14 protein-coding genes and 3 pseudogenes are annotated in these 16542 nt (G+C 67.7%); 10 read left to right on the forward strand and 7 right to left on the reverse strand.

Annotated features, from left to right (window positions below; all coding sequences use genetic code 11):
* Position 1 precedes the first annotated feature (1 nt).
* The 4 genes from OHU89_RS52775 to OHU89_RS52790 all read right to left on the reverse strand — a co-directional run bounded on the left by OHU89_RS52775 (position 2) and on the right by OHU89_RS52790 (position 3445).
* Entirely contained in the window at positions 2 to 838 is an 837-nt protein-coding gene (locus OHU89_RS52775; RefSeq protein ID WP_331737277.1) for an integrase, read from the reverse strand.
* A complete protein-coding gene (locus OHU89_RS52780) occupies positions 808 to 1050 on the reverse strand; it encodes a hypothetical protein (RefSeq protein WP_331737279.1) in 243 nt (80 codons plus the stop codon). Before OHU89_RS52780 ends, OHU89_RS52775 begins: the two co-directional genes overlap by 31 nt.
* Positions 1051 to 1508: 458 nt before the next feature.
* Positions 1509 to 2933, reverse strand: coding sequence for a pentapeptide repeat-containing protein (locus tag OHU89_RS52785; protein ID WP_331737281.1), 1425 nt, complete (start codon positions 2931 to 2933; stop codon positions 1509 to 1511).
* Positions 2934 to 3187: 254 nt separating this feature from the next.
* A complete protein-coding gene (locus tag OHU89_RS52790; protein WP_331737283.1) occupies positions 3188 to 3445 on the reverse strand; it encodes a hypothetical protein in 258 nt (85 codons plus the stop codon).
* 143 nt (positions 3446 to 3588) lie between these two features.
* On the opposite strand from OHU89_RS52790, the pseudogene OHU89_RS52795 reads away from it, so the two are divergent.
* The 4 genes and pseudogenes from OHU89_RS52795 to OHU89_RS52810 form a co-directional block, all read left to right on the forward strand.
* Positions 3589 to 5196, forward strand: a pseudogene (locus OHU89_RS52795) (polymorphic toxin-type HINT domain-containing protein); the annotation flags it as partial.
* A gap of 275 nt (positions 5197 to 5471) precedes the next feature.
* Positions 5472 to 5849 carry a hypothetical protein gene (locus OHU89_RS52800; RefSeq protein ID WP_331737285.1) on the forward strand — a complete coding sequence of 126 codons (378 nt, stop codon included), beginning with the start codon at positions 5472 to 5474 and terminating at the stop codon, positions 5847 to 5849.
* A 195-nt stretch (positions 5850 to 6044) separates the two neighbouring features.
* Positions 6045 to 6281 (forward strand): hypothetical protein, encoded by a 237-nt coding sequence (locus OHU89_RS52805; protein WP_331737287.1) that lies wholly within the window; start codon positions 6045 to 6047, stop codon positions 6279 to 6281.
* 628 nt (positions 6282 to 6909) lie between these two features.
* Entirely contained in the window at positions 6910 to 7902 is a 993-nt protein-coding gene (locus tag OHU89_RS52810) for a hypothetical protein (protein ID WP_331737786.1), read from the forward strand.
* A 97-nt stretch (positions 7903 to 7999) separates the two neighbouring features.
* On the opposite strand, the pseudogene OHU89_RS52815 reads toward OHU89_RS52810, so the two are convergent.
* Positions 8000 to 8620 (reverse strand): annotated as a pseudogene (locus OHU89_RS52815) (hypothetical protein).
* 968 nt (positions 8621 to 9588) lie between these two features.
* Complete coding sequence (locus OHU89_RS52820) at positions 9589 to 10050, reverse strand: hypothetical protein (protein WP_331737289.1); 462 nt, start codon at positions 10048 to 10050, stop codon at positions 9589 to 9591.
* A 619-nt stretch (positions 10051 to 10669) separates the two neighbouring features.
* Here OHU89_RS52820 and OHU89_RS52825 point away from each other — a divergent pair.
* The 5 genes and pseudogenes from OHU89_RS52825 (at position 10670) to OHU89_RS52845 (ending at position 14655) form a co-directional block, all read left to right on the forward strand.
* On the forward strand, positions 10670 to 11215 hold the full coding sequence (locus OHU89_RS52825; protein WP_331737789.1) for an RNA polymerase sigma factor: 546 nt from the start codon (positions 10670 to 10672) through the stop codon (positions 11213 to 11215).
* Positions 11212 to 12162, forward strand: a complete 951-nt coding sequence (locus OHU89_RS52830; protein WP_331737292.1) for a hypothetical protein — start codon at positions 11212 to 11214, stop codon at positions 12160 to 12162. Before OHU89_RS52825 ends, OHU89_RS52830 begins: the two co-directional genes overlap by 4 nt.
* 69 nt (positions 12163 to 12231) lie before the next feature.
* Positions 12232 to 12339 (forward strand): annotated as a pseudogene (locus OHU89_RS52835) (toxic cation resistance protein); the annotation flags it as partial.
* A gap of 174 nt (positions 12340 to 12513) precedes the next feature.
* A complete protein-coding gene (locus OHU89_RS52840) occupies positions 12514 to 13701 on the forward strand; it encodes an FAD-dependent oxidoreductase (RefSeq protein WP_331737295.1) in 1188 nt (395 codons plus the stop codon).
* 66 nt (positions 13702 to 13767) lie between these two features.
* Positions 13768 to 14655 carry an RNA polymerase sigma-70 factor gene (locus OHU89_RS52845; protein ID WP_331737298.1) on the forward strand — a complete coding sequence of 296 codons (888 nt, stop codon included), beginning with the start codon at positions 13768 to 13770 and terminating at the stop codon, positions 14653 to 14655.
* 25 nt (positions 14656 to 14680) lie between these two features.
* On the opposite strand, the gene OHU89_RS52850 is transcribed toward OHU89_RS52845, so the two are convergent.
* Positions 14681 to 15637, reverse strand: a complete 957-nt coding sequence (locus tag OHU89_RS52850) for a chlorophyllase (RefSeq protein ID WP_331737301.1) — start codon at positions 15635 to 15637, stop codon at positions 14681 to 14683.
* A 172-nt stretch (positions 15638 to 15809) separates the two neighbouring features.
* Here OHU89_RS52850 and OHU89_RS52855 point away from each other — a divergent pair, with 172 nt between their 5' ends.
* Positions 15810 to 16400: a TetR/AcrR family transcriptional regulator gene (locus OHU89_RS52855; RefSeq protein ID WP_331737303.1), complete on the forward strand. Its 591-nt coding sequence runs from the start codon at positions 15810 to 15812 to the stop codon at positions 16398 to 16400.
* The last annotated feature ends 142 nt before the right edge of the window (positions 16401 to 16542 follow it).

Raw genomic sequence — 16542 nt, forward strand, 5'->3', positions numbered from 1 at the left:
CCTACAACACGCCGAGCAGGGCGTTGTCCTCCCATTGGTCGACGACTTCGAGGTAGCCGGCGAGGACCTTGGAGTGCGGGGCCCATCCGCCCTGTTTGGCGATGACGATCTGGTCGTGGCCTTTTAGGCGGGATGAGGTGGCGAGTCCGCGGCGGGGGCTGTGGCCGGTGAAGCGGATCTCGATGCCGGCGCGTTCGCCGGCGCGGGTGACGATGTCGCCGATGGATTCGGGCTGCAGGCCGCTGTCCATGACGTTGTGCCAGCGGTTGTGCAGGCGGCGCCAGGCGTAGCTGCCGGGGTCGGTGAGGTCGGCGGCCTCTTTCCACGCCTGCCAGGCTCTCACCGGGCAGATCGAGAGGCGGGAGCCGTAGGGGACCGGGACGATACGGGGGCGGACCTTGGACACGCGCAGGTCGGCCTGGATGCCTCCGGGGGTCTCGGCGTAGTCGCGCACTCGGTTGAAGGCGAGTTCGTGCTCGCGGCCGGCGACGGCGAAGTGCATGAGGACTAGGGCGCGGTCGCGGATGCCCATGAGGTTGTCCGGGCAGGCGGCGCTGATCCTCACCAGATGCTCGACCAGCAGCGGCGGCGCCTGGCCCCGGCCGCGGGTCTCGCCGTTCTCCTCCATCTCCTTCACTAGCTGCTTGAGGCGGTTGCGGGCGAGGCGGGCGACGCCGTCCTCCAGCCGCTCGCCGTGCTCGGCGCGGGCGGTCACCACGGTGCCGGAGATCCGCCGGTCGATCGTCGACGGCGCGGTGCAGGTCCCCTTGCGTCCTCCGGGCTGGGTCCACAGCCACTCGACGAACATCACCAGCGTGCCGGGGGTGACAGCGAGCACCGCACGCCGGAAGCGGCGCAGAACTTGCGCCAGGTCGCCCAGTCCTGGGTGTAGGCGTCGCGGGTGGACTCCGGGCGGCCGTCGGCGACGGCGCGCACGGCCTTGGGGTCGATGTGCTCCAGCGCGGCCCGGGTCGCGGGGTCGTACGCCTCCGGCCGGGCCGGTACCGCCGGGATGACAACCGGTTCAACCGTCTTCTGACTGTCTGACATGATCCGCCCCGTTCAACGGATTTACGCGCTTCTCTTAACCCCGGATAAGGGGAGCTTATCCGGAGTCCAGCGGGCTAAGGGTCCCGGCAACGCAAGAGACCCGCACCAACGGGGGTGCGGGTCTCTTGTCTGCGGACTGAGGTCTCCTCCCGCCTTCAGCGGGGCGAGACCTGAGTCCGGTGTCCTACTGGCACGCCCTCTCCTCCGCGCGGGAGGGCAGTTGCGTGCGGGCCCGTACGACACCACTCGGCGGGCGAGTGCGGAGGAAGCCTGCGCGGAGAACTCCCGTTCGCTTCAACGCGCGGACGGGTGCGGGGTCACGGCGTTCCGCCGGGTCAGTCGCCCTTCCAGCCCAGTTGGTCGGGCCCTGTAGAGTCCCAGCTCGGACATCAGGGAGCCAGTAACCCGGCACATTCAGGGCTTCTCGGCGGCGCCTTCTCCGGCGGGCCGGGCACGGTCTAGGCGCCTGCCGGGACTGGAAGAGGGCCCCAGTCAAACGCGGTGCCGCTGAACGTCGCGCCGACGAAGGTGACAGTCCCGCCGCGCAGGGTGGAGCCGACGAAGGTGATAGTCCCGCCGCTGAACGTCGCGCGGGCGAAGTGAACCTCGCCGCTGCTGAACATCGCGCGGGCGAAGTAGACCTGGCCGCTGCTGAACGTCGCGCCGATGAAGTAGACCTCGGCGCCGCTGAACATCGCGCCGAAGAACTGGACCCCACCGCCGCTGAACGTCGCGCGGGCGAAGTGAACCTCGCCGCTGCTGAACGTCGCGCTGTCGAAGTAGACCCCACCGCTGCTGAACGTCGCGTCGGTGAAGTAGACCTCGGCGCCGCTGAACATCGCGCCGGTGAACTCGACCTCGGCGCCGCTGAACATCGCGCGGGCGAAGTAGACCTGGCCGCTGCTGAACGTCGCGCCGTCGAAGCGGACCTGGCCGCCGCTGAACGTCGCGTCGGTGAAGTAGACCTGGCCGCCGCTGAACATCGCGCGGGCGAAGTAGACCTGGCCGCCGCCGCTGAACGTCGTGCGCTCGAAGCGAACCGTCCGGCCGCTGAACATCGCGCCGTCGAAGCGGACCTGGCCGCCGCCGCTGAACGTCGCGCGCTCGAAGGTGACCTCGGCGCCGCTGAACGTCGCGCCGTCGAAGCGGACCAACCGGCCGCTGAACGTCGCGCCGTTGAAGTCAACCTCGGCGCCGCTGAACGTTGCGCCGTCGAAGGTGACCGTGCCTTGGAAGTGGCTTGCTGAAAAGTTGACGCTGTCGAAGACCGCACCGGTGAAGTCGAGCCTGTGCCGGCACCAGGCGGTGGAGGCGTCTGGTGTCTGTAGGTGGTCACGGATGACGCGGATGATCGTGTGCCGGACCTCCCGCTCGCCCGCCCTGTGTTCGGGGGCTGTCGGGTCAGGTTCGTACGGCATACGGAGATAGGCGCACAGGACGTCAATACAAACCTGCCGTTGCTCTTCCCAGTCATCCGCGAGGCGGGCGAGGGCGTAGACGCCGGCGAGGCGGACGGCGGCCTGGTCGTCGCCGAGCTGTTCGGCTGCGGTGGTGTACCTGTCGGCGAGTTGACTGGCGTCCGCGCGGCGCGCGTCGCCCTCGGCGAGGAGCTGTTTGCGGTAGGCGTACAGACCGGCGAGGACGGCACCGATCAGGGTGAGCACCGTGGCGGTCGTCTTGATGACGTCGTTGATGTTGACCGGCTTGCGCGGCGTCTGGCCAGCGGACGCATCCGAGAGCAGGGCATAGACGCCGTGATAGAGCCCGAAGCTAAGAGCGCCGACGACCACGAGCGCCAGCGGTGCGACGAGCCAGACGGGCCAGAGGTTCGGCGTGTACCTACCGCGCGGGGCGTTGCGCGATCGCCGGAGTATCAGCGCCACACCAGGAGCATGCCGCCGAACGGCCGGATGCGACAGCACCGCCCTCGTCGTCGGCCCCCGAATGGGACCCGGCAGGCGTTGAGATCTGTCTGCTGGCGACCGGGCACGACGGGGCGCACCGATACTAGGCCGCGGCCGGGCGGCAGACAGATCTCAACGGCGGCACGGTCAACTTCACTCGAGCCACTGGCTCAGCGCCATCCGGCCTGGTCCCGCCGAGCGGTTCGCCCCTACCGACCGGCCTCAGCCTGCCCTCAACCTGGCACCCGGAAGGTTCCTGATGAGGTTGTCCGGGCGATGAGGTCCTTGCCGGCCTGCATGGCGGCGGTGGCGAAGCCGCGGCGCAGGCTGTGCCCGCTCCAGCGGGGCGGCAGGTCGGGCAGCAGCCCGGCGGGGGCGGTCAGGTGGGCGCGGACGGCGGCGAGGGCCTGCGCGTAGTGGTCGGTCAGGTCGGGGATCTCGGCGAGGCTGTCGACGCTGCGGGCGTCGATGAGGTCGAGGGCGGCGGCCATCTCCTCCTCGTCGACCTCGGTAGGGGAGGGGGCGACGGTCGGCCGGGGGACGGATCTCGTCGCTCCAGCGGAGTGCGTTGAGGACCAGGGCGTCGCGCCGGGGGCGGAGCAGGCGGCGCGGTACGACCCCGGCGTACAAGACGCAGCCGCACACGATGACGTCGGTCGCCTCCAACCCGTCCGGCAAGGGCAGCGTCTACACCTACGACGCCACCGGCAACACCGAGGTCCGGGACCTGTACAACACCACCCAGGACCTCGACTGGACAGCCGAGAGCAAGCTCGACTCCATCACGAACGACGGCAAGAAGACGAGCTACGTCTACGACGCGGAGGGCAATCGCCTCCTGGAGAACTCCTCGTCAGGCACGACTCTGTACCTGGGCGAGACCGAGCTCACGACTGACGCCAGTGGCACCCTCACCAAGGCCTCCCGCTCCTACGGGCAGGCGGGCGCGCCCTCCGTGGTCCGCACCACGAGTAACGGCGCGACGACCGGTCACAAGCTCAACGTCCTGATCGCCGACCACCTGGGTACGGCCAACACAACAGTCGAACTGTCCAGTGGCCAGCCGGTCACCCGCCGCGCCTTCAAACCATATGGGGAACTCCGCGGCACCAAGCCGACGAGCTGGCCCAACAAGCGTAGCTATCTGGGTGTGGGCATTGACGACGCCACCACCGGTCTGACCCACATCGGCGCGCGCGAATACGACCAGAACAGCGGCCGATTCCTCTCCGCTGACCCGATCATCGACATCACCGACCCGATCCAGATGAACGGGTACGCCTACAGCAGCAACAGCCCTGTCAGTAACAGGGACCCCAGCGGCTTGTGCGCCGACCTCGACTGCCCGACTCGGGCATCGCCCAACCACGAGAACAGAACGCCTACAGAGTCACCCTCGTCTGGAGAGCCGAGGTATTCGCAGAACTACGAGGCCGCAGTTAATTCTGGAAACGTCTATCCGGCCTCCTTCATCCAGAAAAAGACGGAGATTTATCCAGGCGTCTTCGTCGACCGGAGTTGGAAATACGCAGAGAAGTATGCGCAGCAACTCTGGAAGGACGCCGCAACCTGGTGTCAAGAGGCTGGCCCGTCCTGCCTGACCGCTCCAGCAGCGGACGAGGAGGTTGCCCATAACCTCCTGAACCACATCAAATTCCTCGCATGCATGCACCTCGGGCGCGAAAGCGGATGCGCCAGTAAGATTCCAGCCGTCGGCGCGATTGCAATGATTGCCATGACCGGAATGGACGGGCCGTCCGGGTTCTCTGGGGGGAAAAGCCCCAAGAAGGCGCCAAGCGGATGCAACTGCTTCCTCGCCAACACCGATGTCCTCATGGCCGACGGAGAAACCAAGGACATCGAGGACGTCAAGCTTGGAGATGAAGTCCTCGCCACCGACCCGGAAACTGGCGAAACCGGCCCCCGCAAGGTCACCCGCCTCATCAGGACCGAAGGCGACAAGTACTTCAACGAACTGTCTATCGCCACAGAGGACGGCATAGAGAAGCTCACTGCGACGCACGAACATCCCTTCTGGTCCCCGTCGGAGCATGACTGGATCCCCGCCGGGAAGCTCAAGCCTGGCATGACCCTGCGCACCGACACTGGCACCATAGTGATCGTCACCGGAAACCGGCCCTTCACCAAGCAGACCCGCACCTACAACCTCACCATCGATGACCTGCACACGTACTATGTGCTGGCAGGCGCGACACCAGTTCTTGTTCACAATTCGTCATGCACCGTGATACCAAATCTCAACGGGAAGACACTAGAAGAAGCTCGGGCGGAAATTGAGCGGGCTGGATTTGCCTTTCGCAGCGAAAGCCAGTCTGGGTATATAAGGTTTCGCCACGAAGACGGGAGTGAGGTGTGGATCAGGCCAGATGGTGAAGTGATGAGACTTGCGCCGAAGGTGAGGCCAGCATCGGGCGAGGGTAAGTCCTTTCATCCGCGACTCGACCCTGAGGGAAACGTTACGCAGCAGCACGACCCGAAGACGGAGATGGTACTCAGATGAGCCGCCTGGAGCAGATCTGCCAAGCTATTGAGAGCTGCGAAGGATATATGATTGATGCTCTCTCGATGACGGTACTGAGCGAAGAGGACGCACTGGAAATCTCACTCCGTTGGGGTCCCGAGAAGCGAGATGTGAGCATCTCCTTGAGAGGTGTTGTCTATTTCGAGATCGGGAGGGATGCGTATGCTTCAGCCGGTCCGCTCTGCGAGCTGCGAGCTTCTGTGATTGGCCCAGGTGGCGACTCGTGGCCGGAAGGTATTCATTTCGACCGAGTTCGCCAATTGGATGCTCGACTGATTTGGATCCGCGCTAGTGGACCAGTGCAGCTCAACGTCCTCGCGAACACGGCTGTTGTCCTACAAGAATTGGACTGAAACGCCGAGAGAATATGTACTGGCGGAGGACACTCTGGAAGCTGAAAGCCAGATACGGCGGTTGAGGGCCGCCGATCGAGGAAGCGAATGCGTCTGACGCCTGTCTGGTCGAGGGGTCATGGAAGCAGCGGGGGAGGTTGACGGGGGCGAGAGGCCCGCCAATCGATGTGCTGTCTGTACGACGAAGAGTCAACGATGGTCTGTATCAAGGGCAAGCTCGGATACAGGGGCGTCGCCAGGCACGACGCAACCAGCGGCAGGAAGCTCTGGGAACTGACCACGCACAACGCCTGGCACCGTAGTGACCGTCGCCGGCACGGCATCATCTACGGCAAACTCCGCCACCAAGCGCTGATTCTCAACGCCCGCACCGGCGAGGACCGGCCGGACCGCCTGCCGAACTCCCCCGACCTCTTCCACGAGTACCTCTGAACCGTCTGCGGCACGTGGAAACACTGCCGACTGGTTCCATCGGGACGACCAACTGCTGTACGACCGGCTGCTGAACGAGCTCCCCACGTGGCTGACCGCCGCCCGCGCCGCCGGAGTCATTCCTTGACGCTCCTCGACTCACAGCCTCCAGCCCCTGCCTGGCAACCACAGTTGAGGGACCGGAGGGACTGACATCTCGGATGGGTGTAGCCCGACGACCGTGTTGGAGGATGCGACGGAGTGGGCGACGAGGATGAGGTCTGTCCAAGGTGCTCGCGGCCTGGTCAACTCTCCGCGGTGTGGCAGCCGCCAGCAGAATCGGGTGGTCGGGGGCACTGCGCTGGTGTGGGGGTCAGCTGGCAGTGGGTGACAGTTCGCCCGAGGTGGCGGACATTTCTGAGGTCTGGCCAGCTGCGGTCGCTTCCGCTGTCTCGGCGAGGACATCGCTTCGGACGCCCCTCGGGTGCGGCGGCGGGCAGGGCAACCCTGTGGGTGGGTGGTGAGTCTTCTGAGCGGTCACGTTGTGATCGGAGCCACGAGGAGAGACATCATCAACGCCATACGCAAAACCCTGACCGCCACCGCCGTCGTCGGTGCCGTCCTCGCGGGTTCCGCCGCCTGTGGAACGGTGGAGCAGCTGTCTGCCGGCAGGAAGCTCGAGCAGGCCTTCGAGAAGCTCGGCAAGAAGAACACGCTCTCCTTCGAGATCGACATGAACACCGACGCCGCGTCCTTGAGGGCGCTGGACGCCGCGTCCGACCCCGAACCCGGGGAGGAGATCCCGGACGAGGTTGCCGAGTTGCTCAGCGACGCGAAGATCACCGTGACCGTGCAGTCGAGGAAGGCGCTCGACAAGTCCGGCGAGAAGGACCTCGTCGGCACGGCCGTGAAGGTCGGCACCGCGGACGGCGACCTTGTCGAGTACCGGGTGATCGGCGACTACACCTACCTCCGTGCCGACACGGACGTCCTGGGCAAGACGATGGGCAGCCCTCTGCCGGACGCTGACGAACTGCCCCCGGAGGCCGGGGCGATGAAGGACGTCCTTGAGGGCAAATGGGTCAAGTTCAACACCGAGGAGATGGACAAGGCCGCCGCCGAGGGTCAGGAAGCCGAGGGTGGTCCCGCGCCGTCCCTCGGCGCCAAGACGCAGAAGAAGCTCGTCAAGGCCCTCCGTGAAGTCATCGCCCGTGAGGTGGAGTTCAAGACGACCGGTGACGGGGGCGATACCGAGCACGTCACCGCCACGGCCCCCTTCCGCACGCTGGTCACCGAACTGTTCGGCGAGATCCGACCCCTGGTGAAGGACCTGCCGACGGGCATGGAGCTGCCGACGGACAAGGACCTGAAGGACGCTCCCAACGCCAAGGTGACAGCCGACTTCACACTCAAGAACGGCGAGCTGGCCCAGGTGGACCTCGACCTCGCCAAGCTGGCCGAGAACGCCAAGGTGAAGAAGCTCGGCCTGACAGTGCGGATGCGCGAGGGCACCAAGCCCACCGCTCCGGCCGGAGCCACAACGCTCGATCTCGCCGACCTCATGAACGGCTTCCTCGGCGGTCCGGCGATGACCGATGCCGAGCTCGAAGCGAGCGATCTCGCCGACGAGGGTGCCCTGTAAAGCCGAGTTCCGATCACGCGTGAGACTCGGCCGCCCGTCCTTTTCCGTCCCCCGTGACGGAAAAGGACGGCCCCGGTCTCTTGCGCCGGACGCCCCGTCAGTACAGCTTGTTGACCGCCGTGGTCGTGGTCTTCTTGAAGGCGGTCACGGGAGCGCCCTTGAAGTCGCCCATCTGTCCCCACTGCACGACGGTGACGGTCCGGCCGTCCCGCCCGACCGACAGCAGCGCGATGTCGTTCGCGCCCCAGGATGACTCGGTGTGCAGGCCACGGACGTGGGCGCCCTCCTCGACCTTCAGCTAGCCGTAGTCCCGGCTCTCGGCCTCGATGTCGGGCGAGGCCTTCTCGATGCGGTCGGCGCAGGTGCGGATCAGGTCGTCGTAGTGATTCGCCAGGGCCTTGGCCTGGGCGGCCGTGCCCGTCACCACGGTCAGCTGCACGGCACCGGTGTCCAGATCGGTCCTGAACGTGCGGTGCCGGTAGTCGTAGGCGAGCACGCCCTCCGTGCTCACGCACGTGCCGAGTTCCTCCGGGAACCCTTCGGTGACCGGCCCGGCTGTCCACGACGACGTCGGGTGCGGCGGCAGCTGGGACGCCGACAGGAACTTCGGGACGGCCGCCTTCGGCGCGGCACCAGCCGGTGCCGTAAGGACCGTGCCCGCCGCGACAGCGGCAACAGCGAGTGCGGTCAGAGCGCTCGTGCGGATACGCATGGACATGAGTGTTCCCCCGTGAATAAGTACGTGGACGTGGATACCGCGGCAAGTCCGGCTGGTCGGCCCGGACCCGGTCGGCGCGACACCAAGAGCATCACCGGTCACAGCCACCGGCCGCAACAACCGACAGCCGATCGCACACCATGGAACCGTCCCAGCCCCACTGACCTGCACAGACATGCAGTACCTGAGACACCGTCCCCGGCCGGGCAAGGGTCGTATGAGGACGAGGGAAGCCTGCGCCGGCACACGCCGACAGCAACGACACCGACGAAGTGGCACAGTTCATGGCACTGCTACGGGCACTGAGAAACCCACAGTCCGTAGCTACGGCTCGTCGGCCGTCGTCGGGACATGAACACCTCAGTGCTGCACGGCTACTGCTCGGGACGGCAGGGCAGCCGTTCTCACGCTTCGAGGTGTCGAACAACGTCGCGTGAGGAACGGCTGCTGGTGACGAACCAAGATCAGCGGGTTAGCTGGACGCCGAGGTCGAACAGCAGGGCTAGTTGTAGTGCGGCCTCAGGTGCAGCAAGTTGATGGGACCCAGGTCGCGGTACTCGCCGTGACCGGCCGCGATCGACGACGTGCAGTCGTTCGGCGTTGTAGCCGTCGGCGAGGGCCTGCATGCAGGTGTGGTCGAGCAGGACGCGGATCACGCGGCGTGGATCAACTGCTGTACGACCGGCTGCTGAACGAGTTCCCCACGTGGCTGACCGACTCCCGTGCTGTCGGAGTCATTTCTTGACGCTGCTCCGCTCATGGCCTCCAGAACCCCGGGGGTCAGCCGTAGTTGAGGGACTGAAGGGACTGGGATCTCGGATGTGGTGACGGGGGCTTCTTCCCTGTACACCCGCGAAGACCTGTTGGTCCTCGTCGCCGGGCACGCGAGACGCTCGGCCGGGAGGTCCCGGCCGAGCGTCTGTTTGAGGTGGTCGCGGTCTGGTCAGCTCACCGCGGTGTGGCAGCCGCTAGCAGAAGCGGGTGTCCGGGAGCACGTTGTCCGGGTAGTCGATGTAGTAACTGGCCATCCAGCCATCGAAGCTGGGCGTGATGATGTAGACCCAGTACGGGTTGCCGCCCACTGTCTGGCTGCCGACCATCTGGCACCAGACCTCGAAGGAGTCGCCCGGGTTCACCTGAGCCCGGATGTCCGGGCAGTTGGTCGTGGACGGCGACATGCCGCACGTGGTGAGGCTGGCGTTGTTGTGGCGCACGTTCACGTTCGTAGCCCAGGTGGAGAAGGCACGCTGGATGGAGACGTCGCCTTCGCTCTTGCCTGCGATCGCGGGCCGGAGGCCGGACGGCGCGGTTTCGGGGGCTCCCGCGGAGACGGTGGCGGCCACGGTCTCCGTCTGGCCGGCGTTGGCAGACGGTGCTGTCGCGAGCACCGCCGTCAGCGCCAGGAACAAGCCGAGTACGGCTTTACGCATCAAAACTCCTTGTCGAGGGGGGAACCGGGCAACCTGATGAAGCCCTTCCGCTGCTGGTAAGCGGTGTTCACGAGTGACCGGACGAGGGCGTGCCGCAGCAGGGGGTGGCCGGGTCGGCAGTCCGGGAGGTTGTCGATCGAGTGGGGGCGTGTCGTGCCGTAGCCGGCCGGATGGCCGCCGCCGTCGTCGTCCGCGGTGGCAACCCTCGGCCCCGTGCGGGTTGCCGTCCACGCTCTCTTGCGGCGTTGGGGTGCGCGGATGCATAGCGCTCCTTGCGGCCGGGATGACAGGGGCGTTTGTGCGAAACGGTAGGAGGGTGCGGGCGGGAAGGGTCCTGACAGATGTCAGGGGCCCGGGCGGTGATCGGAGCCCTCAGGCCACGTCCTGGGAGGAACACGGTGGGCGTACCGTCCCGGTTGATCGGATGACAGCCCCCGGGGCGAGTTCCGATCGGCTGTGCGGATCACGAGGGTGCGAACGGATCCGCGGCTTGATGACAAGTACGGGGTGAGACCGTCGTCCGGCGGTCGGAGACGGAGATTCCGTGAAACCGGATACCCGGCATCACGAGGAGCGCCGCGACGGCGCCCCCGACCGTGACGGTGACAGCGACGCCCTGCTGACACGGTCGGCGGCGGGGGACGCGGCGGCGTTCACCCCGCTGGTGGAGACGTACTCGCCCGCCCTGCACGGCTACTTCGCCCGGCGTATGCCCGGCGCGGCGGACGATCTGCTGGCCGAGGCGTGGTTGCAGGCGTTCGCCGCGCGGCGCACGTTCGACCCCTCGCGCGGCTCGGCGCGGGGCTGGCTGTTCGGGGTGGCCCGCAACGTACTGGCCCAGCACCTGCGGCGGGCGGGGCGCCAGGAGGCCGTACCGGGAGTGGAGACCACTGATCCCTGGCAGGCGGTGGACCAGCGGCTCGATGCGGCCGCGCTGGCCCCCGCGCTGCGCCGGGCGCTGGGCGAACTGCCCTTCGAGGAGCGGGAGGTGCTGTTGCTCGTCAGCTGGGAGCAGCTCACCCCGGCCGAGGCGGCCGCCGCCGTGGGCATCCCGGCGGGCACCGCCCGCTCGCGGCTGCACCGGGCGCGGGGGCGGCTGCGCGACCGGCTCGCACCGACAGGACCGGCCGGGCGGCACCTGAGCGTGACGGGAGACGTGGCATGAGTACGTACGACGACGTGGAGCGGACCGGCATGAGTACGCAGGACGTGGAGGAGACCGGCATGACCGAGCGGGCGATGGTGCTGGACTTCCCCGGCGCCGATGAACTGGTGGCCGCAGGGCGCATCGAGCCGCCATCGGCACAGGCGCTGGCCAGGGCGCTGGCGGGGATCGAGGCGGCGGTGGCCGCGCAGGAGGCCGGGCGCGAGAAGGGCGCCGTGGTGAGCACACCGCTGCGGGGGATGTCCGGGCGCCGCCGGGTCCTCGTCGGCCTGTTCACCGCAGCCGCGGTCGCGGCCGGCGTGGTGACGTACGCCAACACCAGTGAGACACCCACGGGCACGCGGAGCGAAGCGCGAGCGGACACCTTGTCCGTCTTTCTCGACGACATCTCCACGGTGGCCGCCGCCCAGTCGGTCTCCTCGGGGAAGTACTGGAAGACACATCTGACGGTCGGCGACTCGTACCTCTCGCAGTCCATGGACTTCTACGTCGTCAACAACGGCAAGGCCTACAAGAAGGGGCACCAGCCCGACTGGCAGTTCGGGCCGAAGGACCTCGACTGGAAGGCCCTTGACCAGCTGACCACGGACCCGGCGAAGCTGCTCCAGCTGCTCCAGACTCCGCCGAGGCCCAAGAGCATCTCCCCCTTCGACCAGGCGGTCACCCTGCTCGGCGGGTCCCCGGCGAGCCCGAAACTGCGGGCAGGGCTGTTCAAAGCGATGGCAGGGCTGAAGGGCGTCAAGCTCGTCGGGACCGTCAAGGACAGCACCGGGCGCGGCGGGACCGCCCTGGAGTTCGCCGAGGCCAAGAGCGTCGGCCGGGTGATCGTCGACCCGAAGACGAGCTCCATTCTGGAGTACACCTTCACGTGGACGGCCGGAGCCAGCAAGGGCAAGGTCACCCATCAGACATACCTGTCGGTGGGCTTCACGGACAAGATCGGCTGACACCGGACCGGCGGGGAGGTCCTCGAACGACCGAAGGCGCCCGGGGCGTACAGCGCCCCGGGCGCCCTCCACTTCCTCGATTCCGGCAGCTGCGCCCCCGCCCTGGTGGTCTGGCAGTTCGTGGGGTTCGGTGATCCCGACGACAACGAGTTCGCGTTCCTGCGCAAGCTCTCTACAGCTGGTAGAACGACAGCTCCTGGCTCAAGGGCGAAAGGGTCAAGGCCGGGTCCCAGGAGCCTTGAAATGGCGCGGCAGTGTGGCGCGGGTCACTGCGGGGGCTGTCACGGATGGGTGGGCTTGTTTGTCCCATGGGCGTTCCCGTAGGCGTGACGAGCACCCGGAGTGATCTGTATGAGCAGCGAGCATCGCATCATCGTTCTCGGCGCCGGTTACACCGGCATGTTGGCCGCGGTTCGGCTGGCGCGTCGTACGCGGCGGGTGGGGGGCCGGGTCGTGCTGGTGAATCCTTCGGGGCGGTTCACGGAGCGGCTTCGGATGCATCAGGTCGCGGCTGGGCAGGAGTTGGCCGACCATCGGATTCCCGAGCTGCTGGCCGGTAGTGGTGTCGAGTTCGTGCAGGGGTGGGCGACCGCGATCGACCCGGAGGCACGGACGGTCACCGTCGATGCCGGCCGGGTCCTGTCGTACGACACTCTCGTGTACGCCCTCGGCAGCAGTACCGACACGAGCCTCGTGCCCGGCGTCGACGAGTACGCGGTCACCCTCAACGATCCGCGTGCCGCCCGTGAGTTCGGCGCCCGGCTGGCCGTCCTGGCCGGGGCCGGAGGGGCCGTGACGGTGTGCGGTGGTGGGCTGACCGGCATCGAGGCCGCGGCCGAGATCGCCGAGGCTCATCCCGGTCTCGAGGTGACCCTCGTGTGCCGGGACGTGCCGGGCGCCATGATGGGCGAGGCGGCGCGCGCGTATCTGCACCGTGCTCTGGACCGGCTCGGTGTGACCGTCCGTGCGGGTGTGACCGTCACCAAGGTGCTGACCGACACGGTCGAGTTGGCGGGTGGTGAGCTGCTGCCGTCCGGCCTGACTCTGTGGACCGCTGGCGTGCGGGTGCCGCAGTTGGCCGTCGAGTCCGGGATCGCGACGGATGCGCGGGGTCTGGTGGTCGTGGACGCCGGGCTGCGGTCCGTGTCGCATCCCGAGATCTATGCGATCGGTGATGCCGCCGCCGTCCGCCAGGCGTGGGGGCCTGTCCACGGCACCTGCCAGAGCGGGATGCCCACCGCCCAGTACGTCGCCGACGCCGTCGCGCTCCGGCTGCGCGGCAAGCAGGCGAAGCCGTTCCGGTTCGGGTACTTCCACCAGCCCGTCAGCATCGGACGGCGGGACGCGGTCATCCAGTTCACACACGCCGACGACAGTCCGCGCCGCTGGTACCTCAAGGGCGCGTGGGCGATCCGCTACAAGGAGGCCGTCAGCGGCTCCCCGGTGAAGCTGTACCGGCTGAGCAAGCGCATGAACGTCAGTGCCACCCTTTCCCGGGGCGGGCGCGCGACCCGGACGCCGGCGGCGCCGACGCATTGACGTGTCGACGCGTGGAGGGTGGGCATCGTCCAGTGGATCCCCAGCCGACGATGGGAGCATGCACCGGTGATCGAGTCGGAGCGCGAAGTGGCCCTGGACGAGGATCCGTTCACTGTGCACCGGCGGCTGCTGTTCGGTACCGCGTACCGGTTGCTGGGCAGCGTCGCCGACACCGAGGACGTGCTCCAGGACTCCTGGCTGGCCTGGCAGAAAGAGGACCGTTCCGCGGTCCGCAACCCCCGCGCGTACCTGGTGCGTACGGTCACCAACCTCGCCCTCAACCGGCTCACCTCGGCCCGTGCCACCCGCGAGAGCTATATCGGGCCCTGGCTGCCCGAGCCACTGCTGACCTCGCCGGACGTCGCCGAGGACGCCGAGCTGGCCGACACCGTCTCGACCGCACTGCTGGTGGTGCTGGAGACGCTGGCGCCGGTGGAGCGGGCGGTGTTCGTGCTGCGCGAGGCGTTCGCCTTCTCCCACGCGGAGATCGCGGAGATCCTCGGGCGGCCCGAGCCGACCGTACGGCAGATCGCCCACCGGGCCCGCAAGCACGTGGACGACCGGCGACCCCGCTACGACGCCGACAGCGTGCGGCACCACGAGGTCACCGCACGGTTCCGGGCGGCCTGCGCCGGCGGTGACCTGAACGTCGTGATGGAGCTGCTCGCCCCGGACGTCGTCGCCTGGTCCGACGGCGGCGGCAAGATCACGGCAGCCCGTCGGCCGCTGTACGGCACCGATCACGTCGCACGCTGGCTGCTCGGTGTGCTGGCCAAGCCCGAGTCGGCCGGTGCGGCCCTGGAGCCGGCCACGATCAACGCCGAGCCGGGGCTGCTCATCACCCTGTGCGGCCAGACCATCGGCACCGTGTCGCTCGGGGTGTCGGACGGCCTGGTGCGCCATGTGCGACTCCAGCTCAACCCGGACAAGCTGCGCGGTGTGAACCTGCTCTAGCGCTGGCCGGTGTGGCAGTGGAGGCCTACTTGGATTCGGCTCGTCCTACCGGGCCGGGGCCGGCCAGCAGCGCCTCGCATGCCGTTTGCCACGTGGGGGCGCCAGGGTGGAGCTGAGTGTGGAGGTAGGCCGCGGTGAGGCGGGCGAGGGCGGCGACTCGCGCCGGGTTCTCGTCGGTGGTTTCGGCGGCGTCGTATCCGGCGATTCCGCCGAGTCCGTGTTCCGCGTCGAAGAGGGTGAGCAGGGTTTTGGGGGAGGGGGCGAGTGTGTAGGGGTCGGTGTGCCAGTCCGGTCCCATGTCTGTGAAGTGCCGGGGGTCGTCCTTGTCGCCGGCGACGACCAGTGCGGGGGTGGTCATGGTGGAGAAGTCGACGGCCCCGATGATCGGCCACTGCTGGGCCATGGGGCCGTTGAAGGCTTCGCCGCCCCTGCCGGGCGCGGCGAGCAGAACGCCCGCTTTGATCCGGGGTTCGACGAGGTGCACCAGGTTCCCGGTGTCGGGGTCGGTGAGTCCGGCGCCGAGCAGGAGGGCGGCGGTGAAGCCGCCGAGTGAGTGTCCTGCGAGGGCAGTCTTGGTGGGGTCGACCCGTCCGGCGAGCTGCGGCACGGCGCGCTCGATCACGTCGAGTCGGTCGAGGATGTGGGTCATGTCCTCGGCACGGGAGCGCCAGAAGTCAGGGGCGCCGGGTGCGCCGGCGACCAGATGGCTCAGGGTCCTGGAGGTGAGGTGGGTGGGCTGGATGACGACGAATCCGTGTGCTGCCCAGAAGTTGGCGAGCGGGGCGTAGCCGTTGAGCGAGGAGAGGTTGTTGGAGGGGCCGTGGCCGTGGGAGAGAAGGATGACGGGGAGGCTGGCTCCTGTCGCGGGAGCGGAGACGCGCACCTGGAGGTCCACGGGACGTCCGGGCACGGAGAGGACTACAGGGCTGAAGGACAAAACCGGGGTGGGCGTGCTCAGGATGTCGGTGGTGGGTGTGCTCACGGTGAGGTTCCTTTTGGTGGTGGCTGCCGTGTGACTGGGGCTCTGAGAGTGGCGAGAGGGCAGGGGGCAGGGGCGGGCCGTTTCGGCTAGGGTGAAGCGGAACGCTGCTCCATTTAGTATTCGGAGCACTGCTCCGCTTTGTCAATCGGTGTGAGAGGACGAGGACTTCGTGATGGCCAACGGGAGCCCTGCTTCGCCGTCCCGAGGTAAGCGGGCTGACGCTCAGCGCAATCGGGAGACGGTGCTCGCTGCTGCCGCCGAGGTGTTCGTCAGCTCTGGTGTCGACGCGCCGATCCGACAGATCGCGGCCCAGGCGGGGGTTGGGATGGCCACGATCTATCGCCACTTCCCGACACGGGCGGATCTCGTCACCGCCGTCTACCGCCATCAGATCGAGGCGTGCGCCGAGGCCGGGCCAAACTTGTTGGGCAGCGCCGGCTCACCGCTCGATGCATTGCGTCAGTGGATCGACCTCTTTGTGGACTTTCTGGTCACCAAACACGGACTCGCCGATGCCCTGCAGTCCGACAGCGACCGCTTCGCCGCGTTGCACTCCTACTTCCTGGATCGGCTGCTGCCTGTCTGCGCTCAGCTCCTCGACGCCGCGGTGGAGGCTGGCGACGTCAGGCCTGGCACTCAGCCTTACGAGCTCATGCGCGGTATCGGCAACCTCTGCATCGGACACGACAACGACCCGCGCTACGACCCCCGGCGCCTGATCGCCCTCCTCCTCCAGGGACTCCAGCAACCCCACACGCCCTGACGCCGGCGGTTGTTGTCGCGGCCTGGCTCCTCCCCCACCTCCATGTGACCCGAGCGGCCGCCTCACAGCTGCCGGAGGCACCGGCCAGCGACAGCGCACGGGCGGCTTCAGGGGATGAGCGGAGGCCCTGCCCGTGCTCCAG

The sequence above is a fragment of the Streptomyces sp. NBC_00019 genome, assembly GCF_045041015.1.
GTDB lineage: Bacteria > Actinomycetota > Actinomycetes > Streptomycetales > Streptomycetaceae > Streptomyces.